This is a genomic window from Acinetobacter sp. NBRC 100985, assembly GCF_000241225.1.
Taxonomy (GTDB): domain Bacteria; phylum Pseudomonadota; class Gammaproteobacteria; order Pseudomonadales; family Moraxellaceae; genus Acinetobacter; species Acinetobacter venetianus.
In genome coordinates this window covers 1-26670 of the sequence record NZ_BAEB01000007.1, presented here as the reverse complement: position 1 = coordinate 26670, position 26670 = coordinate 1, and the positions used below count along the sequence as shown (strand labels likewise).

The window sequence follows — 26670 nt, the reverse complement described above, 5'->3', positions numbered from 1 at the left end:
AGCCTCTACAAAGAGGCTATTTTTATCACTATCTATTATTCAAAAGGATATGTTCTGTGATTCATCACATTCCTAATGTATTAAGCAAAGAACAAGTTGCAGAATTCCGCAAAGTGATGGAAACAGCAAATTGGGTTGGTGGAAAAGTAACAGCAGGCACACTATCAGCAGCTGTTAAAAAAAATCAGCAGCTTTCAGAACAAGATCCTCTCACCCATCATTTAAGTGAGATCGTGATGCAAGCCATTTGGAAACATCCAACGTTCCAAGCCGCGGCTCTACCACGACAGATTATTCCACCACTATTTAATCGCTATGATGAACACGAGACCTTTGGTTTTCATGTCGATAACTCCATTCGTTTGATTCGTGGTACGAGTCAACAAATTCGAACAGATTTATCTTGCACACTTTTCTTGAGTGAACCAGAAGAATATGACGGCGGCGATTTAGTGATTGAGGATACTTATGGTTATCATGAAGTAAAACTTCCTGCAGGTGATGTCGTACTCTATCCTTCTACTAGTTTGCACGAAGTCAGTAGCATCACGCGTGGCACTCGCTTTGCTTCATTTTTTTGGGTACAGAGCCTTATTCGCGAAGATCAAAAACGTCATATGCTGTTTAATTTAGATGAAAGCATCCGCCAGCTCCGCAAAGATCACGGCGATAACTATTCAGAAGTAATGAAACTTACCAATCTCTATCACAACCTCATTCGTATGTGGTCAGAACTATAAAGTTTCAGCATTAAGAAATAATTTATTTTTCCCATTTTTTTATAAATCATGGGAAATTTTTCTCACAATTCTTGAAATACTGCAAAAAATAGAAAAACATTTCCCTCTTGTTCAAATTAAAATGTTTTATAGACCTTTGCAGTCGCTTGTGTTTTCACCTAGACTGGTTTTTACTAGATGATGAATACAACTGCAAAACCCAATCACTGATTTGAATGGTAGAAGATGAAAACAACCCACGGTGTCACCCATCCGTCTAATAATACAAAACATCTCGCTGCTCTCCTGATGCTGCGCCTCGCGCGCGTATAAATTTTTTGCCTATTTTTTCAGGCACTCAATCCCCATATTTTCTTTAAATTGATTCTTATAGACCCCATATATATTTGTAGTACGTTGCATTTAATTTGACTCAGCAACCATGCTACAACAAGGAGTTATCTCATGATGTTGGCTGACCCAAGCAAAAAATACCGCCGTATGTATCAACGAGTGGATTTACCAGATCGTCAATGGCCAAACAACGAAATTAACAAAGCACCGATTTGGATGAGTACCGACCTTCGTGACGGTAACCAAGCGATTTTTGAACCAATGAACATGGATCAAAAATTGAAAATGTTCAAAATGTTGGTAAAAATCGGCTTTAAACATATTGAAATCGGTTTCCCTTCTGCTTCGCAAATTGACTTCGACTTTACTCGTATGTTGATTGAAGAAGATTTGATTCCTGAAGATGTTTACATTGAAGTATTGGTTCAAGCACGTGATCATTTAATTGCACGTACATTTGAAGCTTTAGTTGGTGCGAAACGTGCGATCGTCCATATTTATAATTCGAACTCTCCGACTTTTCGTAAGAAAGTGTTGAATGTCGATGCAAATGGTTCAAAACAACTTGCAATCAATGCCGCGACAAAAGTAAAAGAGTATGCAGCCGAATATCCAGCAACGGACTGGATTTTCCAGTACAGCCCTGAATGTTTCTCTGCAACTGAATTAGAAGTCGCAAAAGATGTCTGTGATGCTGTAACTGAAATTTGGGAAGCATCTCCTAGCAACAAAGTCATTTTAAACTTACCTGCAACAGTCGAAGTTTCAACACCAAATGTCTATGCCGATCAAATCGAATGGATGCACCGTAATTTAGCACGTCGTGATGGGGTGATTATCTCAGTTCACTGTCACAATGACCGTGGTTGCGGTATTGCAGCATCTGAGTTGGCAATTATGGCAGGTGCTGACCGTGTTGAAGGTTGTGTGTTTGGTAATGGTGAACGTACAGGTAACGTTGACGTTGCCGCGATTGCCTTGAACATGTACACCCAAGGTGTTGCGCCAGAATTAGACTTCTCAAATATCAATGAAATCATTGCAACTGTTGAAGAATGTACTGGTTTGCCTGTGCACCCTCGTCATCCATATGCAGGTGATTTAGTCTTTACTGCATTCTCTGGTTCTCACCAAGATGCGATTAAAAAAGGCTTTGAATTCCAGAAAGATGAAGAAATTTGGGACATGCCTTATTTACCAATCGACCCTAAAGACTTAGGTCGTGATTATGATGCGGTGATTCGTGTGAATAGCCAATCTGGTAAAGGTGGTATTGCCTACTTATTGGAATCAAATTACAACGTTGCATTGCCTCGTCGTGTACAAATTGAGTTCAGTCAGATCGTACAACAACATACTGATGAAAATGGCACTGAGATCAGCGCAACTGAAATTTGGACTTTATTCCAAAATACTTATGTCGATATCAAAAACCGTCATTATCAAATGAAGCATTATCAATTGTCAGATATCAATGGCACACAAATCATTGAATTAGACATTGAAATTGAAGGTGAGGTCCAACGCTTACGTGGCGAAGGTAATGGCCCAATTTCAGCGATGTTGAATGCATTACAACTCCCAATTGATGTTGTGAACTATGAAGAACGTAGCATCAGTTCAGGTGCAAATGCGAAAGCGCTTGCCTTAATTGAGCTTCAAGTGAAAGGTGCTGGTAAGAGCGCATTTGGTGCAGGTGTTCACGACAACATTGTCACTTCATCAATTGAAGCAATTATCGCATGTACTAACCGCTTGATCGAGCAAGGCGTGTTGACAACTGAACAAGTGGTTGCAGCAGCCGTGTAAATTTGTGAAATTTCACATAATGCTCAGTAAAGCTGAGTTGTAATATCAGAAAAAATGACTTTTGAAAGGATACCTGAATTGGTATCCTTTTATTATTAATGATTTAATATAGGGCGAATCATTCCAGTGTCTTTTCCATCGGATTCAGTGGGTTTAGTCACACCACAAAAGTTTCAGTTTGAACAACCTCTAGAACTCGAATGTGGGCGTATTCTCCCCCGTTTTGATTTGATGGTTGAAACCTATGGAACACTCAATGCAGATAAGTCAAATGCGATCTTAATTTGCCACGCATTATCAGGACATCACCATGCCGCAGGTTTTCATCATGAAGATGATAAAAAAGCAGGTTGGTGGGATAGTTGTATTGGACCAGGAAAAGCAATCGATACCAATCATTTCTTTGTGGTTTCATTAAACAACATTGGTGGTTGTAGCGGTTCAACTGGCCCAACTTCGCCGAATCCAGAGAATGAAAATCGCCCTTATGGCCCAGACTTTCCGCTTGTCACAGTACGCGACTGGGTAAAAACTCAAGCAATGCTATCAGATCGTCTAGGGATTGAGATTTGGTATGCAGTTATTGGTGGTTCATTGGGTGGCATGCAAGCATTACAATGGTCTTTGGATTATCCAGATCGTTTAAAAAAATGTGCCATCATCGCAAGTGCACCAAAGCTTTCAGCACAAAATATTGCATTCAATGAAGTTGCACGCCAATCGATTCTTTCCGATCCTGATTTCCATCATGGTCGTTATTTGGAACATGATAGCTATCCAAAACGTGGCTTAATTTTAGCGCGTATGGTTGGGCACATTACCTATCTCTCCGAAGAGGCGATGAAGCAAAAATTTGGTCGTGATTTAAAATCAGGCAAATTTATGTACGGCTTTGATGTCGAATTCCAAGTAGAAAGTTACCTTCGTTACCAAGGCGAACAATTCAGCCGTAATTTCGATGCAAATACCTACTTGATTATGACCAAGGCATTGGACTACTTTGATCCATCTCGTGAATATGAGCACTCTTTGACGAAGGCAATGAGTCAACCTAAATGTAAGTTTTTGGTCATCTCATTTACCACGGATTGGCGTTTTAGCCCAAGCCGTTCACAAGAGTTAGTGGATGCATTGATTGATAATCATAAGCCTGTCAGCTACTTAGATATTGATGCTGAACAAGGTCATGACTCGTTCTTGTTCCCAATCCCACTTTATGTAAAAACACTACGAGCATTTTTAGGTGGAGAACAACAGTTGCAATCGACACCGCAGGAGGTTCACTAATGCGTATAGATCAACGACTCGCTGAAAAATGGATTAATCCGAATTCGAGCGTACTCGATTTGGGTTGTGGTGATGGTGAATTACTGGCTCATATGAGTAAACAGCACAATATTCGTGCCTATGGTCTAGAAATTGATCAAGAAAAGATTGCAATTGCGATCAGTCGGGGGTTAAATATTATCCAACAGGACTTAAACTTAGGTTTAAGCCGCTTTGCCGACCAATCTTTTGATTCTGTGGTTATGGCACAAGCTTTGCAAGCTGTAGATGCACCAGATGTATTACTTCGTGATATGGTGCGTGTCGGCAAACAGGCCATTATTACCTTCCCAAACTTTGCGTATTGGAAAACACGCTCTTTTCTAGCATTAAAAGGGAAAATGCCTGTTTCGGAAGCTTTACCTTATATGTGGTATAACACCCCGAATATTCATTTATGTACTTTCCGTGACTTTGAAGCCTTATGTGCTGAGAATCGGATTAAAATTATTAATCGACTTGCCGTTAATGGTGACCAACAAGGTAGTATGCTGAGCAAGCATATGCCGAACCTATTTGGTGAAGTCGCAATTTATCGAGTGAGCGCTCTATGAAAAAGACATTAATCAGCACATTTTTATTTGGTCTGATCAGTATACAAGCGCATGCTGACTATGTGACTCAACCGCAATCGGTTGCAGCACAAGCAGCACGATACTCAGTAATGGGTATTGATGAGTTACAACGCGCATCAAAAGCTGGTCAGGCTGGGGCACAATTTTATTTAGCGACTCGTTACCAATACGGTAAGGATGTGGCTAAAGATGAGAAACAAGCTTTTTCTTTGTTTAAAGCAGCAGCAGATCAAGGTATCTCAGCAGCACAATTAAATGTCGGCCGCATGTATGCTGATGGTATTGGCGTCAAAAAAGATGAAGCTTTAGCACGTAAATACTTTGAGAAAGCAGCAAGTCATGGTGACAATCGTGCCAGCTTTAATCTTGCAATGATGGAAGAGCAAAAGAAAAACTACATGGGTGCTTATCAATGGTATGAGCTTTCTACTCGTGATGGCATGCTCGACACTAAAGTAATTAAACTTTCAGAAGGTAAGAAAACTGCTTTAGCTGCTAACTTAACGCAAGATCAAATCCGTACTGCACGTGATCGTGCTGATAAATGGATTCAAGCACAATAAGCTGAATTTTAAAGATCGAAAAACCGACTTGTAAGAGTCGGTTTTTTATTTCAAAAAGTAATTTTAGAAAATAAAACACTGGATATAGACATGTATCAATTCCCCGATTTGCTCACTCAACTTCATCAAATCGACTTCTATGAAGATGAAGATGAAGATGAAGATGAAGATGAAGATGAAGATGAAGATGAAGATCTTGATTTTGAACCTTATCAACATTTTTTATCAGAAGAAGAAACTCAAGGTTGGTTTAAATCATGGACAGGAAATAACGAAGCTGATAGTAATCAACTTCTCATCTTCGGGCAGGATGGTTCAGGTGGATATACTGCATTTTGGCTCGTCAATCACCAAAAAAACACTTTAGAACAACCTATTGTTTTTCTTGGATCAGAAGGTGAAATAGGTGTGGTTGCAAAAAATTTTGATGATTATTTATGGCTACTAGCTCAGAATTATGGAGCACATGAAGCTGTTATCTCATTTCCCAAACGCCCTGTAAAAGAAAACATCAAATTTCTCAACTTTGCTCAAAAACATGCCAGATCTTCGTATAGGACAGTTACAGATATTATCAATGATGCAAAAAATACTTATCCTACTTTCGAGAAATGGATTGATCATCTAACCCGTTAAAAAAGATATTTAGTACACTTCAGGTCATTTAATATATTGAGATTTTCTATTATGTCTATCCCATCATGGCTCACACAAGGCAGCCTTCTGCTTGCAAGCAATAACAAAGGCAAAGTGGTCGAATTTGAACACCTCTTTCAACAACTCAACCTACCTGTCGAGATTATTCCTCAAGGTAAACTGGATATTGAAGATGCAATCGAAGACGGTTTGAGCTTTGTTGAAAATGCCATTATCAAAGCCCGTCATGCCTCTAAACTATCAGGTAAACCTGCACTTGCGGATGATTCAGGACTTTGTGTTCCAATTCTAGGTGGTGCTCCAGGCATCTATTCTGCTCGTTATGCGGGTGAACATGGTAACGATGCTGCCAACAACCAAAAACTTTTAGCTGACCTCGCACCTTTCCGCAAAGATGGCGAAGTGATTGAAAGTATGTTTGTTTGCGTACTTGCATTGGTCACACATGCCGAAGATCCTCTACCACAAATCTTTCAAGGTATTTGGAAAGGTGAAATCGTAGAAACTGCTCGCGGAGAAAATGGATTTGGTTATGATCCCCTCTTTTGGGTAGCTGAACGTAACTGTTCGAGTGCTGAACTCAACAAAGAAGAGAAAAGTAAAATCAGTCATCGTGGCAAAGCGATGCAACTCTTCAAAGCCAGCTTAATTTAAATCAAGCTGCGTGCTCTAGTTGATGAATAAAAACTAGAGCACTTTTATATAAAATAAAAAATCAAATACGCTTAAATTAGAAAAAACACCTGTATTAGGCATTGATTACAAACCAAAAGTAAAATCATCTATTCAAATATTTAAAGCTAATTGTCCCTCTGTCGCAAAATTGCAATATAAGTGTCACATATTTGTCATGCCAAGCTGTTGAGATATATACAAAGTTTGATAGGAATAAAATTATGGCTGGTTTATCAATTTGGCACGTACTCATTTTCGCAATCGTGGTTATTTTACTTTTCGGTACATCAAAGCTTAAAAACTTAGGTAAAGATGTCGGTGGTGCAGTTAAAGATTTCAAAAAATCAATGAAAGAAGAAGATGAGGCAACTGCATCTTTAAATGAACCACGCACGATTGATGCTCAAGTTAAAAATACTGAAAGTTCAGTAAAAAGCTAAGCGAGCCTGATTATGCTGAATTTAGGAATGACCGAGATCTTCTGCTTTGCAGTAATCGGCTTGCTGGTTCTTGGTCCTGATAAATTGCCAGAAGCTGCACGCTTTGTAGCGAAATGGTATGGAAAAATTAAAAAGTTTATCAACAATATTCAGAATGAGATTGATCGTGAACTGCGCCTTTCTGAATTTCGAGAAGAGATGCAGAAAGAAATTGATAAAATTACTGAACTCGAACGCAGAATGCAAAAACAGTTGGATGAGCTAAAAAGCACACAAACCTCCACTGAAGAACCAGAACAGGCAGCATCAGAAACTAAAGCATCTATTCAGTACTTTCATTTCGAACAACATGCTGCCGTTCCATTCAGTATTCAATATCAACAATTATTCGCTCAAGATGTCACATTAAAACCGACACCAGAGCAGTTTGATACAGAATTAAAGATTGCCGTATGAGCCAATTGCCATCTACTTCAGTCAACAGTACTGAAGAAACCCTCCAACAAATGCCTGTGATGCAGCATTTGATTGTTCTTCGCCAATATTTATTTAAAATTGTTGGTGTAACAATTTTTCTTTTTTCTGTTTATTACCTTTCAGAAACTATACTTATCAATGGCTCTCTGACCCATTGAGACAACAACTACCAGCAACATCAACCATGATTGCCACTGATGTTACGGCAACATTCATGGCTCCATTTAAGCTCAACTTATTTGTCGCTTTCATGCTGGCAATGCCCTATATCATTTACCAGATTTGGTCATTTATTAAGCCTGCTTTGTATGAAAAAGAACGTCACTTAGCCGTTCCATTATTGCTAGGCAGCATTGTGTTGTTCTATTTAGGCGTTGCATTTGCATATTTCATTACACTACCAGCGATTTTACATTTCTTTATTAGTGTATCGCCTGAAACTGTAGCGCCAATGACCGATATCAACAGCTATTTAAGTTTCTGCTTAAAGCTATTCTTGGTTTTCGGCTTTACTTTTGAAATTCCAATTATTACCTTGGTATTGATCTTAATCGGTGTCGTCAGCACCCAGAGTCTGATCGAAAAGCGTCGTTTTATTGTGGTTGGTTGTTTCTTTATTTCAATGTTCGTAACACCACCTGATGCCCTATCGATGATTATGCTTGCAGTCCCGATGTGGATGCTGTTTGAACTTGGTTTACTATTTGGAAAAATACTAGAAAAAAGAAAAGAAGATTAATAAAGTATATTTAAATCATAAACCTCTGTCGAAATCGCAGAGGTTTTCTTTTTTAAGTTTATGTTTTTTAAATATTTACAAAAATTAAATTGTCTTCAAATTGCCTTAAAAGTGTAAAAAAATGTCATCTGTAATTCATAGAATCAATCAGGATTTATTTATCATTAATTAAAGATACGGATTTATTATGACTGCCAATACAAATCAGCCAAGTCGTCGTGATATTTTGAAATGGTTCGCGGGTGTACCGTTTTTACCACTAGGGGCAATGGGAACTGCAGCAGCATTAACAGGTTGTAACGATAGCAATGACAGCTCTACACCTGCTGTTAAGTTAGCACAATTTAAAAGTGCTAAGTTTACGCCTATGGCTGCACCATCAACTACACTTGATATGGCAACAACATCTGTTAAATCTAGCTTAACAGTAACTTGGGATGACAATACATCAACTGAATATAAGTTGGGTTATGAAGAGTTCTTCCGCACTGGTATGGAAGTTGACAATATCGATGGCGGTAAAATTATCGCAGGTAGTTATTACGATATTAACAATCAACCTATCCGTGATACTTCTGTTGCTGGTCAAGAGCGTCAATTCTTCTCTGACTGTCCAGATGGTTCATCATTAATTCATATTGAAGGTGCTCAAGTTGCGGGGGTAACAACACCAGTATTCCATGTTGTTCAGTTTGAATACACCACCCAAAACTTAGCTGCTCAAAGCATGTATGGTCAGTTACCTTCTCCGATTGCGGTACTGACATTAGATCAAGATCAAAAAACTGGACACCTTGCATTGAAAAAATACTTCAATGTAGATATGTCTAAAGTTCATGGTCTTTGGATTACTTGTGGTGCAAGCCTTTCTCCTTGGAATACGCACCTTTCAAGTGAAGAGTATGAACCAGATGCTTTCGATCAAATCGGTTCAAGCTTAGCGACTTTAAAAGCATATAGTAAAAACCTATATGGCAATGAAAATACCGCAAATGTTTATAACTATGGTCATTTACCAGAAATTATTCTTGATGGTAAAGGTCGTGGTACAGCAGTTAAACACTATTGCTTAGGTCGTATCTCACACGAACTCATTCAAGTAATGCCCGATAACCGCACTGTAATCATGGGTGATGACTACACGAACGGTGGTTTCTTCATGTTCGTAGCAGACAAAGAAAAAGACCTTTCAGCAGGTACATTGTATATTGCTCAATATACTGCTGAATTGAATGAAACCTCGACTGCACCAATCAAATGGATCAAACTGGGTCATACAACAAGTAAAGCAATTGATGACCTAGTCAATGTTCGCGGTATCAAAGCTGAAAACATTATGGAAAGTTTGACTGAAGCACCTGCTGATACAACGGGTTACACACAAATCCTGCTTGATAAGAAAAAGCTTTGGATCAAACTTAAAGAAGCAAATAATGGCTTTACAAAAGCAGAGATCGAACTTGCTGCTGCTTTCCTAGAAACTCATCGTTACGCTGCTCTTAAAGGCGGTAGTATGGCGTTTACGAAGATGGAAGGTACAACAGTTAACATCAAGGATAAAGTCGCTTATTCGGCACTTGCAAATATACAAGACTCGATGATCGAAGGTAACTCTGCTTGGGTTGCTGGCCATAATGTTAAATTCAAAAAAACCATCAAAGCTGGCGGTATCCTTGCGCATGACATGAAAGGCAGCCAAGTTGACAGCACTAATGCCTTAATCAATAGCGAATGGGCTCCATATCAAAGTCATATGCTCATGATGGGTGAAGATATTTCTGTAGATGCTTTAGGTAACACAGCAAACCCAGATAATATTGCAAGTGCAGATAACCTGAAATTCTCAGAAACTTTACGTACCTTGTTCATTGGTGAAGATAGTGGTAACCACACTAATAACTTCCTTTGGGCTTATAACGTTGATACGAAACAATTAGATCGTATCTTGTCTACACCAGCAGGTGCAGAATCAACTGGTTTACATGCCGTTGACTCTGTAAATGGTTGGACATATATCATGAGTAACTTCCAACACGCTGGTGATAGCTCAAAACTTCCTGCTGAATTAAAAGCAAAAGTTTTAGAAAACTATAATGGTGGTTATAGCGCATGTGTAGGCTATATCACGGCTGATCCAGTAGCGCCTTCTATTGAGAAAAAAGCTTAAGTCTTCGCTTTTAAATCAAAAGATAATGCCGACAAATGTCGGCATTATTTATTTCAGCAAGCTCAGTTTTATTTCCTCAAGATGCCCCTGCTGCTCACCTTGTTGGGTTTTCTCAAGCCAATGCCACTGTTGCGATGTCATTCTTAAAAGATTCGAACAGCGTGTCCCATAAATCGGACTTTGAATAAAGGTAGAAGAAAGTAACTCCTCCATTTCCACACTGACTCCCGTATTTGGTAAAAGATCAGGAATAATCTTTCTCTCATCCTCCAAAATATCCCATACCGCATTTTTTAAATCTGATTCTGAAATATCAACTTGCTGCAACATCGGTAGAAACTCTTGCGTAAAACGCTTGCGCAAATGTTTGGTTTTCTCCCAGTCCTCAGTCATTAATCCATTGGAAACCACGTACACACCATTGGCTAACACTTGAGGTGCTTCACCACGATTACTCATATACACCGCTTGCTCACGATCACCAATGAATAAATTAAAGCCAGCATAGGCTTGTTGCTGTTGTTCTAACTTTTGCGCGAAGCGAATGGGTAGCAAGTCACTTTCTAAAAAGTCTTGAATGAGTTTTCCACGCGAGGTTTCATATTGGTTTTTATCATGTCCATTGCGAAAGTTTGTCACAATTGCCCAGCGACCTGATGCGGTGACACCCATCCAAGTTCCGCCAGACTGTAAATCCTGTCCTGCAACGATCTGACTATTTTCCCAAAGATGCAGCGTTTGACTTGGACGATGATAAAACTCATCACGATTTGAAATTAAACAAAGTGGCATATCCTCAAGAACATGCCATGCAAAAGCGACGATACACATTATTTTGTTCTCACATCTTTACACATTGAATGTACAACATTTTTCACATCATTCCGCTACAATCTGCTCAAAATATAAAATTGAGGAACAGCAATGCTGACCTATCCTAATATTGATCCAGTCGCACTGAGCTTAGGACCAGTCAAAGTGCACTGGTATGGACTGATGTATTTATTGGCCTTTCTATGCGCATGGGGTTTAGCATCATATCGTGCTAAGCAACGTGATGGATGGACTGGTGACATGGTCTCAGACCTTGTGTTTTATGGTGCGTTAGGTGTCGTGCTTGGGGGCCGTGTAGGCTATGTGCTGTTTTATGAGTTTGGTAAGTTTTTAGAAAACCCACTCTGGTTATTCCAAGTGTGGACAGGTGGCATGAGCTTCCACGGTGGCTTCCTTGGAGTCATCATTGCGATGTTATTTTGGTGTAAGAAATACCAAAAAACATGGTTTCAGACTTTGGATTTTATCGCACCGTGTGTACCAACAGGTTTAATGTTCGGTCGTATTGGTAATTTCATTGGTGGTGAACTTTATGGTCGCCAAGTTCAAGATCCAAGCTATCCATTTGGCATGATTTTTCCAACAGATCCATTAGGATTGGTTCGTCACCCATCACAAATTTATCAAGCTTTGTGTGAAGGTCTGCTTCTATTCATCATCTTATGGTGGTTTAGTGCGAAACCTCGCCCACGTATGGCAGTTTCAGCATTATTCTTGATCGGCTATGGCGTTGCGCGCTTCTTCATGGAATTCTTCCGTCAACCAGATATTGACCAAGGCTTTATCTTGTTTGGCTGGATGACCAAAGGACAAATCCTCAGTTTCCCAATGATCATTATTGGTCTATGGATGATGTGGTATGCCTATCACAAGAAAATCTACGATTGGCAAATTAAGAAATAATAAAAAGGGAGCTGATGCTCCCTTTTTTCTAATTAAAACGTTCCAATCAGCGCTTTCACGACCTCACCTAACCGCTTTCCTTGAGCTTCACACAACATTTTTTCATCTTGAGATAAGCTTTGATCATGACGAGGACCACTGACATGGCTTGCACCATAAGGTGTACCACCTGTTTTGGTATTGGATAATGCAGGAATTGAATTCGGTAGCCCTAAAATCATCATGCCATGATGGAACAGTGGCGGTAACATTGTCAGCAATGTGCTTTCCTGCCCACCGTGCATTGATCCTGATGAAGTGAATACACATGCTGGTTTATTATGTAAAGCGCCATTCAGCCATAGGCTCGTGGTCTGATCCCAAAAATATTTCATCTCACTCGCCATGTTGCCAAAACGAGTTGGTGAGCCAAGTGCCAAACCAGAACAATGTGTTAGATCTTCTAAGCTACAATAGATATCTCCATCTGCTGGAATACTTGGCTGAGCCTCTGTCACAACAGTCGCTAAATTCGGTACAGTACGAATTCGTGCAGTCATACCTGAAGCTTCAATTCCATCAGCAATCAGGTGTGCCATTTGCTTAGTTGAACCATATTTACTGTAATAGAGTACAAGAACGTAAGGTTGCATCAGTTTCGGTAATTTTGTTAAAAAGAACACTATACGACATTTTTTATAGTTTGCGCGGTAGTAAGTCTTGTGATTTTCACAAGATTTTTATTAAAAATAATTAGGATAGAACCCATGATCTTAGACCGTTATCTAAAAAAATTACCTTTTTTAGAGAAAACATGGTTTCAGTTTATTGTATTTGTGTTACGGCGCTTCAAGGCTGATCGTTGTCAGGAACAAGCAGGTTCTTTGACTTATACGACCCTATTTGCTGTGGTTCCAATGTTAACTGTATTCTTGGTTATCATTTCTTCGATTAAGGCGTTAGAGCCTGCTCGACAGCAGCTACAACAACTCATTTATAGTAACTTTTTACCTAAAAGTACCATTGCTTTTGATAAAGCGCTTAATGCTTTTACCGAGAAATCAAGTAACTTGACCATCATTGGTGTGCTGTTTCTTTTTGTCACAACCGTTTTAATGCTGACCTCAATCGAGAATGTTTTCAACCGTATTTGGCGCGTTAAAGAGACACGTTCAGGTTTGGTTGGCTTTATGCGTTATTGGACCATTATTTCATTAGGCCCAATTGTGCTCGGTAGTGCATTTGTCCTCTCCTCTACTGTTGCTTCGATGAATATTCTGAGCAATAACTTTGCTGGTTATCAATTAAATGGATCTTTTATCTTATGGATGATTTCATTTTTATTAACCATTATTGGTTTCTTTATTCTGTATTGGACGATTCCAAATCGTACCGTGCCTATTCCCTCCGCACTGATTGCTGCCTGTTTTAGTGCAACCGTTTTTGAAATCTTAAAACGCTTCTTCGGTTGGGTGATGAGCAACTTCACTAGCTACGAAATCGTATATGGTGCATTCGCTGCCGTTCCTATTTTCCTGCTCTGGATCTATCTTTCTTGGAATATGATTTTGCTCGGCGTCGAAGTGAGTTATGCATTGACTGCATTTCACTCAGGAAAGGAACAGAAACGCCATCCGATCCTGATGTTATTGGACATTTTGGAATTGTTTTATAAAAAGCAACAGATTGGTGAAAGTGTTTCGGAGCAAGAGCTTCTCGGTATTATTGGACGAGGTGAACTGGGCCGCCTGCCTGCATATATCCTCCAATTAGAGGAACAAAATTTGGTTAAGCGTACCGACAAGGATGAATACGTTTTGGTTCGCAATCTGGCACAAGTCGATTTCTGGAGTTTCTTTACTGCGCTGCCTTATCGGCTTCCACTCCGTGAGGACGTTCTGAATATTCATCAAGATGATGAATGGATGGAGAGACTTGGGCCATCATTGATTGAAAGTAATGATTACTTAGCGGCTAAACTTTCCATCCCTCTTTCCACTATCTTTGAACAGAAATAAAGCTCACCTAAAAGACCTCAACAGAGGTCTTTTTTATTTCCGTAGCCAACCCTGTAAGCTCACAACAACAATCCCAAACAGAACCAATGCAGAACCAACCATAAAGTTTAGTTCTACAGTTTCATTCAATAACCACACACCAAAAGCCAAACCAAATAATGGCGTTAAAAATGAAAATACACCTAAACGAGAAGCTAAATAATTTCTAAGTAACCAAAACCATGCAAGGAAACTTGCGAAAGAAACAATCAAAGTGTGAAATGCCAAACTACCAAAAACCAAGGGAGTAAAATGGATGGTGGATTGTCCCAGAAAAACAGCCAAGCTAAATAACAGGACAAAGCTCCCTGCAAGCTGATAAAACAAAGTCTGAGTCACTGCGGCCTGAGCCAAAGAGGATAAACGTACGGTAATCGTCGTCGCAGCCCAAGCAATTGCAGCCGCCAAAGCCAATAAATCCCCCCAAAGCATTTGTTGCTCAAGTACTGTTGTAGGGCCTTGATTGGGGCGAATAAAGGTTACAACGATCCCCATAAATGCAATCGCGATCCCACTCCATTGCAATACACTTAAACGTTCAGACGGTAACTTCCAATGCAATCCTAAGGCAACAAAAATCGGAGCGGTATATAGCAATACCACGGCGTGAGATGCTAAGGTTAGATTTAACGCTTGTGCCAATAAGAAGAATTCTAAAGAAAAAAGAACAGCAACCAAACCGCCTGCTTTAAGGTTTTGTCGATTAAACAGTTGACTGTTTTTATCCAGCCACAATAAAGGCAATAACAAAAGTGCAGCTAAACCAGAGCGCAATGCAATTTGCATCAAGGGCGAGATATCGGGAGCAGCCATTTTTAAAATCACTTGCTGCAATCCCCAAATCATACAAAGCACGATCATTAGACCTGATGCTTTTGCATCTAAAGCTTTACGCTCATCCATCGCCCTCTCCCAATTTTCATTCTAGAGAGCCAATATAAGTCTGTCAGATTTTCATGATATAGTGAAAATCTGACAATACATACGTGTTTTCGGGCAATTCTCACTCTATGAAAAAAACAGCACAAAGGATTCAGGATTTCCAAAAAATTCCTGCCATCAATGATATTCCTGCCCCATTATGGTTAAGAGTTCGCGATGCGCCTGCTGAAACAATTTACCCCGAACACGCACATGCTTGGGGTGAATTTATTTATGCCTTTGATGGTGTGTTAGAAGTAAATATCGAGCAAATCCATTATTTAACACCGCCACCTTATGGTATTTGGCTACCACCACATATGCAGCACAGTGGCATTAACCGAAATGATGTCACTTACTGTACGCTGTATGTCCATGAATCTTTGTGTCAGCAGATGCCGCAACAGGCAGGTATTCTACTGACTGCACCACTAGTTCCATCCTTACTCGAACATATTCGTAGTCATCACTTACCCGACCATGATCCTGAATATTTAAGGCTGCTCCAAGTGCTGCTTGATTGCTTAACACATGCCGAATTAGTCGGAAGTTATTTACCCACTACACAACATCCAGCTCTTACTCAAATTCTTAATCATTTACATGAGCATCCAGCAGATGATAGTACCTTAGAAGAACTTGCTAAAATGATCAACATGACTGAGCGAACCTTGGCACGTTATAGCCAAAAAGAGCTTGGTATGTCTTTGCACGAGTGGCGACAACGTTTAAAAGTCATGAAAGCAATGTCGATGTTAAACAAAGGCAAAACCATTGAAAGTATTGCGCTCGATTTAGGTTATGCTAGTTCATCAGCTTTTATTTATATGTTCAAACGTTGGATGCATTTCACCCCTGATCAGTTCCGAAAACTCTATCAAGGCAGTTAAGGCAGCTCGAAATGTTTTAAATTTTCCTGTTCATAGGGTGCATCTTCAGCGGGATAACGCAAATTGACATGCCCCTTTTGCTTTGCCAAAGACCAAATAATGCTCTCACCTGCGGGCAAAATTTTTGCATTTTTTTGATAAAGTGCATCACTGTATGCTTGTTCGCTATCAATCAACTGCCAATCATGTGCTTGGAATGTCTGTATGACATCATTCAGAAATGCCGCATTGATCGCATTTACATGTAACAACAAAACATGCTTAGGCGAATAGCTCAACGTTTCAATCGCTAATTGATCATAATATGCGGCCCGATCAAGTAAATGAGCAATATAAGCCTGTTTTAACTTTTTAAGGTACTGCGTCTGTCCTTGTTTTTGATAGGCGATATATTTCTGATTATAAAACCAATCACTAGCATCAATACTGACAGCGCCAGATTGATAATGATGTTGTTTTAAGTACGCTGCAACGCGATCTCGCTTTTCAAGCGTATTTCCCTCTTTTAAAAAAGGAAAACGATATCTTGCCGTCCAACCCGTTAGCGGACGAAAAACCTGTTCTGCACGTTGTATGCCTGCAATATATTGCTGACTGCTAATATGGTCTTTGTTGAGATTTAGATGTAATTCACTGTGGTTCCCAATTTGATGCCCTTGCTTGCCCCATTCAGCTACAAGCTGCAAACCTGCATAATCCCCTATTTTAATAACACTTGGATAAATAATACTTTTTAGTTGATGTTGTTTGAGTTGTTGTAGAATTTGCTGATTAATCTGCACCGCTTGCGAATTTAGATCGGGATTCACACCATCATCAAAGCTTAATGCCAGTTGTTTCGCCTGCCCCATTGTTGTCACGAATATCAGCAGCAAACCTAAGCATTTTTTCATGATTCTTCTTCTCTTTTATTTTTAAATAAAAATGGCGCTGATCTTATAAAATAAAAGTCAGCGCCATTCTAAACATTATTAAGCGTTTACAAAGGTATCCCAGTCATATTCTCCAGTATGGGTAATCAACTTCATTGTCAACTGATCATTCGAATGTAATGCACCAACGCCAGCTGGCGTTCCAGTCATAATCACATCGCCTGCTTGTAAGCTGAAAGATTGATTGATCTCAACCAGTAAAGCACCAATATCAAATAACATATCTCGGCTAAAACCGTGCTGACGCTCAACTCCATTAATCGTCAGGATCAGCTCTAATTCTTGCAAATCGCCGATTTCATCTGTTTCGACCCAATCCGCTAGAATACATGCGCCATCAAATGCTTTCGCTCGCTCCCAGGGCTGTCCTTTTGCTTTTAAGTCACTTTGTAAGTCGCGCAGCGTGAGATCCAAACCTAGCGTGATCGCACCAACAGCTTCTAAAGCTTTTAGTTTATCCGTCTCTTGAGAAAGAGGATGTGTGATTTGCAAACAAATTTCACATTCAAAATGACACTCGCCTAAAGCCTGATTCCATTTAACACCTTGCGCCAGTGAACCGATACTGCTGGGTGGTTTCATAAATAAAATCGGACGATCTGGAATTGCATTACCAAGCTCTTTTGCATGCTCAGCATAATTTCTGCCTACACAAACAATTTTTGATGGCTGAGTACTCATGTAAGCTCCTTGTTGTTATAACCAATAATGAGTTTATTTTTTAAAGCTATTTTCAAACTTCGTTTGATCTGCTGAATCAGTAAATGCTCGTTTGGGCACGATAATCACCGTATGATTTTTCAACTCTAACATGTAGGTCAACTTGCCTACTGCAAAGGATTGTACTTCAGCATACTGCGCTGTTTGTTTCTTTCCTGTTGAGTAAAGTTCAAAATGATCTTGGTAGAGATCAATGCCTTGCTCACTTTTTCCAAATTGATAACGCACGAACTGACGCTTAAACAACATCGGCAATAACCAATAACGCATCACCCCCTGCATGATCAGGAAGAAAACGCCAAGCGCGACGTAATAGCGACCTACATCAGTAAAACCGAGATAAACACCCCACAAAATAATCGCAATACTAATCGCTGGGGTGAGAAAACGCGTAAGAGGCTTTTTTCCAAAAGTGACTAAGGCAAAACCATCTTGAGATTCTTGTAAGTTAAGGTAATAACGCACAGATACGGTTGGACGCTGTTCAGACATACTCGGCTTCTAATTTTGCTCATCATGAATGGGCATAAATATTACACTAATTTAAATGGCTACATGTTGTTTTACACAATATGACTATTTTTTACTCTAGAAAGAAATTATAAATATTTTGGATTCACTGTTATGGATAAACACCCATTGCTCAACGGGTAAATTATAAGAACTCAAAGGAATGTAATGTCTTATTTTTCTCGCCTCATTTCTATAGGCATTTTATTCGGAATAAGTCCGTTTAGTTTTGCTCAGATCATTATATGGTCTGACAATATTCCAAGTGCTTTACAGCCTTTTCAAAATAATCCGCAGCTTTTAGCCAGTTATACGCAAGGCAATATTTTTATTTATGGGCAACCTGCCGTCAAAACCTCTGTACCAACATTAAAAAACAATCCTCAGCCAAGTGTTAGTTTTAATACTGCAGCGATTATTGTCCCCGCCAATAGCCAACGCGTTTCTGAAACATTGACTGACTTTAGTCATTATGTTGGTCTATTTCCAACACTGAAGTCTGCCAAACGTATTGAACAATCAGGCAATATCGTACAGATGAAATATAAAGTCTCCATCCCAACACCTATTCCTGTACTTAATTTCAATGAAGATGTGACATTACAACATCAGATTAAAGCCAATAGCATCGCGAGTTTGGTAGTCGATGCACCTATTCCTTACGGAGTAGGGAAACTAGAGTGGTTTGCACTCGATGACAACAGAACTTTGATCACCTTAACGCAATGGGGAGATCTAAACCAACCCAAAGGCTTTATCATCAAAAAAATATTAAATGCCATTCCTGAAGTTAAGCTTGGGATTCCCAGTACAAGTAATGCATTTATTTTAGAATCTCTCAGAAATCAATTTATTGGACAAAACACGGCTGCACTCAATGCAGGACAAATGCCCAATCCACAACTCAGTGCAGCTCAATTAGCGAAAATCACTCAACTGATTCAAGCATCCCATCAACCAGTCAGCGTGTTACATGCCCCGACGAGCGTACCGTATACTCACGGACGTGAAGGCATGCGATTTACAACGACCTATCATTTTTATAAACATCCACCACAGCAATTACAGAAATGGTTGAATCCTATTTCCTATCAAGAGTTATTTCCAAGACAAATTAAAAAAGTCGTCACGACACCCATTCAAAACCAAGGACAAAATGCTGATATTCAAGTTAATGTCGGTTTAGGGGTCATTAATATTCCCTTTGCATTTAAACTGCATTTTAACTATCCAAATGACACCGAGAATAGTTTTTATGCCACGGGTGGTGATTTACGTTTTATTAAAGGAAAAATGGAGTTGACTGAGCTCAAACAAGGCAGTTTATTTAAAATAACCACCAGCGCAAAAATTGATGAAAAAGCACCATTTTTATTAAGGGCAATGCGCAGCTTGCCTTATCATGATGTGCTGCCTGCTGTTGGAGGTAATACCGTGTTTGTACAGAAAGTTAAAAACAAAATATAAATTTCAGGCACAAAAAAACCGCTAAGTTAGCGGTTAATTCTTCAAATTGGTGCGCTCAGAGAGATTCGAACTCCCGACCCCTTAGTTCGTAGCCAAGTGCTCTATCCAGCTGAGCTATGAGCGCGTATTTGATGGAGGGCATTATACGCACTTTTTCCCATTTGATAAGAACTTTATTGCAAAATAATTTCAATTGATTATAGATTCAGCACATCGTTTAAAAACACATCAATACACAATATAAACATTTGCTTTCAATTGAAATACGAGACAAGAGTTTCTGCTTAATCACTACGATCAAAATTTTCATGATTTATTATTAAATTTCAGAAGATTAAAAAGTTGTTTACAGCGTTAGATGCTTTGTTTCACATTTTATTCACTTAGCTTTTGATATAGATTTTAGCTATTTTATCCATATTTTCTCTCTTCTCTCACACTAAAAAAATAAGCTAAGCAGTTGATTTTTATTATCCCCAAGATTTTCACAAAAACTACGCTTTATCGAGTGGCGTTGACAACAATTAATTAAACATTCAATACTTTTTATTAATTATGAGACAGGAGTCACATAATTATAAGGACGAATAAAACAAGACTTTAATAATTATGATAGGTATACCAATATGTTATTTAAAAATATCTTATCACCCATAACAGGCATCCTTTCTCTTCCAAGCCAGAATAATCAAGGCTCATCATCTTCTGTGAATACGGTATCAACAGTCAATAATAATCAAATAGAAGATAGTACCTTGACCAATAATAGCAGTAGTTCTGCTTATGATGGTTTGTTGAATGGAACTGCCGCTGGAAACGGTGAACAAAACTACGGTGTTGGCGTAGGCAATGGCGAAGGCGTTAATTTTCCTATTCCATTTACGACAACTTTCTATTCACTCGGAGACTCATATTCTTGGTTTGGCAATGCTGAACCTGTCACATCTATAAATACAGCACCAACGTCCTCTTCAATCCATTTACAAGATCAAGATACGATTGATAACAGTAATACGGGTACTGCGGGAAATGGCAATGATGGTGGTTTCTTAAATGGTACTGCTTCAGGTAATGGCCATCATAACTATGGCATTGGTGATGGAAATGGCGATGATGCCAACATCATTACACCTGTCACGACACCTGTAGACTCCCTAGGGAATGCTTATGCAGTAATTGGTGGTGGTGCAGTTGATTCAATCAATACAACTCCGACCAGTTCAACAGTTGTTATTGAAGACAATGACAATACCAATAACAGCAATACTGGCGTAGATGCCGCTGGGAATGGAAACGCAGGCGGTCTTCTGAATGGCGTCAGCGCAGGCAATGACGAAAAAAACTATGGTATTGGCAATGGAAATGGTGACGATGCAGATGTAACTGCCCCATGGACAACACCTGTTCAAGTTCTCGGTAACTCATTTGGTGGCATTGGTGGTGGCGATGTTTCTTCCAACAATAATGGAGCAACAACCTCAACAAATATTGTTCAAGACAATGACAGTATTGATAACAGCAACAATAGCAATGGTCTTGGCAGTGCTGTAGGTAATGGGATTGATGGTTGGGGCAACGGCCCCGCAGCAGGTAATGGCGAACAAAACTATGGTATCGGCAATGGAAATGGCGATGATGTTGATGTTACAGCCCCATTCACAACACCCGTCAATGTTCTAGGTAATGCATTTGGAGGTATTGGCGGTGATGTTTCATCGACGAACAATGGCTCAACCACAACTCTCAACCACGTACAAGACAATGACAGTACCGATAATAGTAACAATGGTGGCACTGGTTTGGGAAGTGCTTCTGGTAATGGGATTGGCGGCTTACTCAATGGTGTGAGCGCTGGAAATGGTGAACATAACTATGGCATCGGAAATGGTAATGGTGATGATGTCGACTGGACATCACCTGTCGTCAGCCCAATCAATATTATGGGCAATGGTGTCTCTGGAATAAATCATAACAATGATGAAGATGGTTCTGGCAACACATCAACCAACACATCAACCACCAACACCACCAATATTGTTGAAGACAATGACTTTAATGATCATAGCAATAATGGCGCTGGTGCAGCCGGTAATGGCATTGGTGGTATTCTCAGCGGTTTCGGCGCTGGTAACGGAGAGCAAAATTACGGTATCGGAAATGGTAACGGTGATGATGCAGGCGTGATCATGCCAACAACGACACCAATCAATGCTCTCGGAAATGAGTTTTCTTGGTTCGGCGACGCAAACAACTCATCCACAAATAATGCATCTACTACAGCATCAAATTATGTTTTTGATAATGACAGTACAGACAATAGTAATAACGGCACTGGTATCAATAGTGTTGCAGGCAATGGTGTTGGCGGTTTACTGAGTGGCGTTGGTTCTGGCAATGGAGAACATAATTACGGAATTGGCAATGGGAACGGTGATGATGCTAGTGTCGTCATGCCGATTACTACACCAATGAGTGGCTTGGGTAACTCATTTGCATTATTTGGAGATGCAAATTCAAGCTCTGTGAATGATTCATCAACAACCACTGTCAATCATTTTGAAGATAATGACACTACAAATAATAGTAACAGTAGCACTGGCATCGTCGAAGGAGCTGCTGGCAACGGCTTAGGCGGTTGGGGCAACGGTCCTGCCGCTGGTAATGGTGATCATAATGATGGCATCGGCAATGGTATTGGAAATGATGCCAGCGTTGTCTCCCCTATCACTGCCCCGCTGAGCGGCTCTGGTAATGCATTCTCACTCTTTGGCGATGCAACCTCTAATTCTGTGAATGACTCATCCACACATACGACAAACTATTTTCAAGACAATGACACCACAGACAACAGTAACAGCGCGAATGGTTTTGGTGATGGTGGTCTAGGTGGTGGTTCTTCAGGGAACGGAATTGGCGGAGGACTGCTAAATGGTGTTGGTGCTGGCAATGGAGAACATAACTACGGAATCGGCAATGGTATAGCTGATGATGCCAGTATCGTTACCCCGATTACTGCACCAGTCAATGCTTCAGGCAATGCCTTCTCCATCTTTGGTAATGCAACATCAAACTCAACCAATGATTCATCAACAACAACTGTGAATCACTTCGAAGACAATGACAGCATCAATAACAGCAATGCTCATAATGCTGGCGAAATCGAAGGTGGCTCAGGGACTCTTGGCGATGGTGGTATCCTGAACGGTTTTGCTGCAGGAAATGGTGAACATAACTATGGTATTGGCAATGGAATTGCTGATGATGCCAGCATCGTGATGCCAATTACGACACCAATTAATGCATCTGGTAATGCATTCTCAATCTTTGGAAATGCAACAGCCAACTCAACCAATAACTCATCAACAACCACTACAAACTATTATCAGGATAATGATAGTACTGACAATAGCAATGGCACAGGAAATGGTGTTAGCACGGGTTCTGGTGGCTTATTCGGTCTTGGTGGAATACTCAATGGCGCTGCCTCAGGTAATGGAGAGCACAATTACGGTATTGGCAATGGTAACGGTGACAATGCAAGTGTTGTTGCACCGATTGCGATTCCTATCAACCTTTCGGGTAATGCGATTTCTCTTTTTGGTAGTGCCTCTGCGAACTCAACTAACAACTCATCTACCACTACAACCAATCAGTTCAATGACAATGACCTTGAAAATAATAGCAACGGCAGTGCCAATGGTTCAGGTGGAATCCTCGATGGTATCGGTGCAGGCAATGGTGAGCACAACTACGGTATTGGTAATGGCAACGGAGATGATGCGAATGTTGTAACGCCAATTACGATACCGATTAACTTCTCAGGAAATGCAATATCTGTTCTCGATCTCAGTGGTCTAAATGGTGAAGGTGATTTTAATGTGCTTGGCCCAGTGACTAACTTGGTTGGCGTTGTTGCTGGTAATGGTGATGGCTCAGGAGTTTTAGGTACTGTTACAGGTGCAATCGGTGGCATCACGGGTGGAACCGATGGTAGCCCGATTGATCTCGTCACTAGTGTAATCGGTGGTATCACGGGTGGAGCAGACGGTAGTCCTATCGATTTAGTCACTGGTGTGATTGATGGCATTACTGGTGGTACTGATGGCAGCCCTATTGATCTCATCACTGGTGCTCTTGATGGTATTACAGGCGGTGATCTTGCTAATAATCCTGTCACAGGGATTGTTCAAGAAGGCATCGATATTCTACAAGGCGTTGAAAGCTTAAAAACTGAAATTATCAATACGGGGATTGATACTGTAGCTGACACCATCATCGGTGCTTTCCCTCAAGCTGAACATCCTGTCGGGGATATCGCTGACCTAGGTACCCTCACTTTTGAAACTTCTCGCGATACTGTAAATGGTACTTTAGAAACCTTGTCTGATTTGGCGGGTGCTGATCTTAGTGGTGCTTTAGATTCTGCAACAGGTGTCATTGAAACCTTAGTTGATAATGGTTCTGCTGCAATCGGTATTGTTCAACATATTGCTGATGACCTTGGTAATCTCGGTGATCTTGCTGATGGTACACCACTAGAAATGGTGACTGGCGTCATTGACGGTATCACGGGTAGTACTGATGGTAACCCGATTGATCTACTCACCAATGTCGTTGGTGGCATAACTGGCACTGAAAGTTCATTGGGAATCGTCACAAACTTACTTGGTAGTATTACTGGTAGTCTTAATGGTGGTGCACTAAGTGAAGTAACTCATATTACAGCCGATATCGATGGCGTATTCAGTGGCGGAGCGCTTGATTCTGTTGGAACAACCATTAGCAATGCGACGGATAACCTTGAACTTGGTTTAGATGGTCTGACTGACGGATTAAGTGATGGTTCACTTGATGGTATTCATAACCTCATCAGCATTAGCTTAAATGGTGAAAGTGAGAACAGCTTAGGCGTTGAACATATTCTGACAGCAATTACAGGAACGACATCAACAGTGACAACGGTAATGGATTCAACAGGCTCAACCAGCACATATACAGAAACCATTACCTCACCATCTACACTGACAAATCTCTCAGATGATCTATTCCACTCATTGAATCTATTCTAAATCCTCGTTCAAAAAGCCGCTGTCATCAGCGGCTTTGATTTAATAAAGATTTAAACGTACTTATCCATTCAAACACCTTAATCAATAGTACTGATAAATACATAGTTTCAAATATCTTAACAATAATAAATTCTATACAAAAAAAACTGACGAATGACCACTTTTGACAAACAGAACGCCCCGACAGTCTAAAAAATTAACCTTCACTTTAAACAACTGATATTGCTCATATATTAAACAAATTCTGCCTGGATTTAAGCTCAAATAAAAAGTCTATTAAATATTAAAACTATTTATAATCAACAAGATAAGACATCAAAAATAGAACAAGCAAATCAAATTCTCAAGATTGACAAAAAAACTGCAACATATAACACTAAAAATGATTAATGTGATGTTAATCACACAAAAACAATATGGATTTAATAATTACTCGAAACAAAACATTTTAAAAATATATAGGTACGCTTATGAGCTTCAAAAGTCTATTTTCGCCAATCTCGAATCTATCATCGAATTCATTTGATGATAATTTCACAATATCGCCCCTGAGTGGCTCAACACAGATTCCTTTTGCGTTGCTTTCACAGGCGCTGTCTACTCAAAATATCAACAGTATGGTGAGCAGTATAACGAGCAATATAGCAATGAACTCGTTTAGCCCTGTACTTAATATTCTAGGAAATTTTAATCCTATATCATCATTCACAGGGACTTTTGAAGACATTTCTAGTAGTAGCGGGAACTTCAAAAGTTTAGTCAATATTCCGTTTAAAGTCGTTCCCAATATGAGTGGTGGAGTTCCAAATATTCCGACCAACAATCCATTAGATGCAGCTGTTAATATGGCTGGGAATGTAAAAAATACAACTCTGAATAACCAATTATTTGATCAGACCACGAGCACTATCACCAATAACTCAGGCCTTCTCAATACAAGTACGCTAGAAAATCCAACCAATATTTTTGATACCTTTACAAACACAACCAACACTTCACCACTCAGTACCGTAACAAATGCATTCAGTGGCTCAATTATTGGGCTAAACACAGATGGTTTCGAAAATAACATCAACGCCATTAACAACTTTAGAACCTTAATTGCGAATAATCCTGCAACAGCTTTAACTAACTTCTTTGGGGGATTAAATGGCGGAGTGAATGATAGCTCAGGCAATGCCAGCGGCAACATCAATACGCCTGTTGGAAATATCAATAGTGGTCTTTCTGGTGACCCTGAGAATGGTATCAATGGTGGGATTAATACAGGATCAGGCAATATAAATATTGGTGTCGGCGGCTATCAACTCAATACACTAACAACAACCATTTCAAATATCACTGGTGGGACTAACCCAACAAATACCGTCTCTACCATCATCAATCAGGTAAGTAGCGGAAGTAGTCCTGTAACTCAAACTGTTCAAAGCGGTATTGATACATTACAAGGTGCTGAGAGCCTCAAAACAGAAGTCATTAACTCAGGTATTAATACCGTTGCAGATACAATCATTAGCGCTGTTCATCAATCAGAACATCCGATTGGGGATACAGCAGATCTAGGCACACTGACTTTTGAGACTTCTCGCGATACTGTAAATGGTTCTTTAGAAGCTGTTTCAGACTTAGCTGGCGCTGATTTTAATGGCTCGATCGACTCCGTATCTGGTGTGGTGGAAACATTAATTAATAACGGTTCTACAGCTACAGAAGTTGTCCAACATATTGGTAGCGATCTTAGTAACTTAGGTAATCTTGCTGATGGTACACCACTAGAAATGGTGACTGATGTAATTGACGGTATCACAGGCGGCACTGATGGTAGCCCAATTGATCTTGTCACTGGTGTGATCGATGGCATCACAGGCGGTACTGATGGTAGCCCAA

The 26670-nt window shown here is 39.9% G+C and carries 21 protein-coding genes, 1 tRNA gene and 2 pseudogenes; 17 read left to right on the top strand and 7 right to left on the bottom strand.

All coding sequences use genetic code 11. The features are described 5' to 3' along the window. The first annotated feature begins 56 nt into the window (after window positions 1-56). The 11 genes and pseudogenes from ACT4_RS02750 (at window position 57) to ACT4_RS02700 (ending at window position 10501) form a co-directional block, all read left to right on the top strand. Window positions 57-740, top strand: coding sequence for a Fe2+-dependent dioxygenase (locus ACT4_RS02750; RefSeq protein ID WP_007479632.1), 684 nt, complete (start codon window positions 57-59; stop codon window positions 738-740). A gap of 444 nt (window positions 741-1184) precedes the next feature. Then, window positions 1185-2882, top strand: coding sequence for a 2-isopropylmalate synthase (leuA, locus tag ACT4_RS02745; RefSeq protein WP_007479631.1), 1698 nt, complete (start codon window positions 1185-1187; stop codon window positions 2880-2882). A gap of 126 nt (window positions 2883-3008) precedes the next feature. Next, a complete protein-coding gene (locus ACT4_RS02740; RefSeq protein ID WP_007479629.1) occupies window positions 3009-4169 on the top strand; it encodes a homoserine O-acetyltransferase in 1161 nt (386 codons plus the stop codon). After that, a complete protein-coding gene (metW, locus tag ACT4_RS02735) occupies window positions 4169-4762 on the top strand; it encodes a methionine biosynthesis protein MetW (protein WP_004877532.1) in 594 nt (197 codons plus the stop codon). The genes ACT4_RS02740 and metW overlap by 1 nt, the downstream gene beginning before the upstream one ends. Beyond that, window positions 4759-5346: a tetratricopeptide repeat protein gene (locus ACT4_RS02730; protein ID WP_004877533.1), complete on the top strand. Its 588-nt coding sequence runs from the start codon at window positions 4759-4761 to the stop codon at window positions 5344-5346. Before metW ends, ACT4_RS02730 begins: the two co-directional genes overlap by 4 nt. Window positions 5347-5436: 90 nt before the next feature. Then, entirely contained in the window at window positions 5437-5982 is a 546-nt protein-coding gene (locus tag ACT4_RS17230; protein WP_007479625.1) for a hypothetical protein, read from the top strand. 51 nt (window positions 5983-6033) lie between these two features. Beyond that, window positions 6034-6657, top strand: coding sequence for an RdgB/HAM1 family non-canonical purine NTP pyrophosphatase (rdgB, locus tag ACT4_RS02720; RefSeq protein WP_007479623.1), 624 nt, complete (start codon window positions 6034-6036; stop codon window positions 6655-6657). A gap of 242 nt (window positions 6658-6899) precedes the next feature. After that, a complete protein-coding gene (tatA, locus tag ACT4_RS02715; protein WP_007479621.1) occupies window positions 6900-7118 on the top strand; it encodes a Sec-independent protein translocase subunit TatA in 219 nt (72 codons plus the stop codon). A 12-nt stretch (window positions 7119-7130) separates the two neighbouring features. Then, complete coding sequence (gene tatB, locus ACT4_RS02710; RefSeq protein WP_007479619.1) at window positions 7131-7574, top strand: Sec-independent protein translocase protein TatB; 444 nt, start codon at window positions 7131-7133, stop codon at window positions 7572-7574. Then, window positions 7571-8334 (top strand): annotated as a pseudogene (gene tatC / locus ACT4_RS02705) (twin-arginine translocase subunit TatC). The gene tatB and the pseudogene tatC overlap by 4 nt, the downstream one beginning before the upstream one ends. A 187-nt stretch (window positions 8335-8521) precedes the next feature. Further along, window positions 8522-10501 carry a PhoX family phosphatase gene (locus ACT4_RS02700; protein ID WP_007479616.1) on the top strand — a complete coding sequence of 660 codons (1980 nt, stop codon included), beginning with the start codon at window positions 8522-8524 and terminating at the stop codon, window positions 10499-10501. Between the two features lie 48 nt (window positions 10502-10549). Here ACT4_RS02700 and ACT4_RS02695 read toward each other — a convergent pair whose 3' ends face one another. Next, a complete protein-coding gene (locus tag ACT4_RS02695) occupies window positions 10550-11332 on the bottom strand; it encodes an NRDE family protein (protein ID WP_007479614.1) in 783 nt (260 codons plus the stop codon). Between the two features lie 93 nt (window positions 11333-11425). On the opposite strand from ACT4_RS02695, the gene lgt reads away from it, so the two are divergent. Further along, on the top strand, window positions 11426-12238 hold the full coding sequence (gene lgt / locus ACT4_RS02690; RefSeq protein WP_004877554.1) for a prolipoprotein diacylglyceryl transferase: 813 nt from the start codon (window positions 11426-11428) through the stop codon (window positions 12236-12238). A 32-nt stretch (window positions 12239-12270) separates the two neighbouring features. On the opposite strand, the gene wrbA is transcribed toward lgt, so the two are convergent. Next, entirely contained in the window at window positions 12271-12870 is a 600-nt protein-coding gene (gene wrbA / locus ACT4_RS02685) for an NAD(P)H:quinone oxidoreductase (protein ID WP_004877556.1), read from the bottom strand. 114 nt (window positions 12871-12984) lie between these two features. Here wrbA and ACT4_RS02680 point away from each other — a divergent pair, with 114 nt between their 5' ends. Continuing rightward, window positions 12985-14235, top strand: a complete 1251-nt coding sequence (locus ACT4_RS02680; RefSeq protein ID WP_007479610.1) for a YihY family inner membrane protein — start codon at window positions 12985-12987, stop codon at window positions 14233-14235. A 33-nt stretch (window positions 14236-14268) separates the two neighbouring features. Here ACT4_RS02680 and ACT4_RS02675 read toward each other — a convergent pair whose 3' ends face one another. Beyond that, window positions 14269-15177: a DMT family transporter gene (locus ACT4_RS02675; protein WP_007479609.1), complete on the bottom strand. Its 909-nt coding sequence runs from the start codon at window positions 15175-15177 to the stop codon at window positions 14269-14271. A 107-nt stretch (window positions 15178-15284) separates the two neighbouring features. Here ACT4_RS02675 and ACT4_RS02670 point away from each other — a divergent pair, with 107 nt between their 5' ends. Continuing rightward, window positions 15285-16085 (top strand): helix-turn-helix domain-containing protein, encoded by an 801-nt coding sequence (locus ACT4_RS02670; protein WP_007479608.1) that lies wholly within the window; start codon window positions 15285-15287, stop codon window positions 16083-16085. On the opposite strand, the gene ACT4_RS02665 is transcribed toward ACT4_RS02670, so the two are convergent. The 3 genes from ACT4_RS02665 to ACT4_RS02655 form a co-directional block, all read right to left on the bottom strand. Further along, on the bottom strand, window positions 16082-16978 hold the full coding sequence (locus ACT4_RS02665) for a polysaccharide deacetylase family protein (RefSeq protein WP_007479607.1): 897 nt from the start codon (window positions 16976-16978) through the stop codon (window positions 16082-16084). The genes ACT4_RS02670 and ACT4_RS02665 overlap by 4 nt on opposite strands. A gap of 78 nt (window positions 16979-17056) precedes the next feature. Then, window positions 17057-17698 carry a fumarylacetoacetate hydrolase family protein gene (locus tag ACT4_RS02660; RefSeq protein ID WP_007479605.1) on the bottom strand — a complete coding sequence of 214 codons (642 nt, stop codon included), beginning with the start codon at window positions 17696-17698 and terminating at the stop codon, window positions 17057-17059. Between the two features lie 33 nt (window positions 17699-17731). Next, complete coding sequence (locus tag ACT4_RS02655; protein ID WP_007479602.1) at window positions 17732-18229, bottom strand: YcxB family protein; 498 nt, start codon at window positions 18227-18229, stop codon at window positions 17732-17734. Window positions 18230-18415: 186 nt separating this feature from the next. Between ACT4_RS02655 and ACT4_RS02650 the strand changes: the two genes are divergently transcribed. Beyond that, on the top strand, window positions 18416-19714 hold the full coding sequence (locus ACT4_RS02650; RefSeq protein ID WP_007479600.1) for a hypothetical protein: 1299 nt from the start codon (window positions 18416-18418) through the stop codon (window positions 19712-19714). 47 nt (window positions 19715-19761) lie between these two features. Here ACT4_RS02650 and ACT4_RS02645 read toward each other — a convergent pair. Next, window positions 19762-19838: transfer RNA gene (locus tag ACT4_RS02645), tRNA-Arg, on the bottom strand. A 502-nt stretch (window positions 19839-20340) separates the two neighbouring features. Here ACT4_RS02645 and ACT4_RS02640 point away from each other — a divergent pair. After that, window positions 20341-24783: a hypothetical protein gene (locus tag ACT4_RS02640; protein ID WP_007479599.1), complete on the top strand. Its 4443-nt coding sequence runs from the start codon at window positions 20341-20343 to the stop codon at window positions 24781-24783. Between the two features lie 470 nt (window positions 24784-25253). Then, window positions 25254-26670, top strand: a pseudogene (locus tag ACT4_RS02635) (hypothetical protein); the annotation flags it as partial.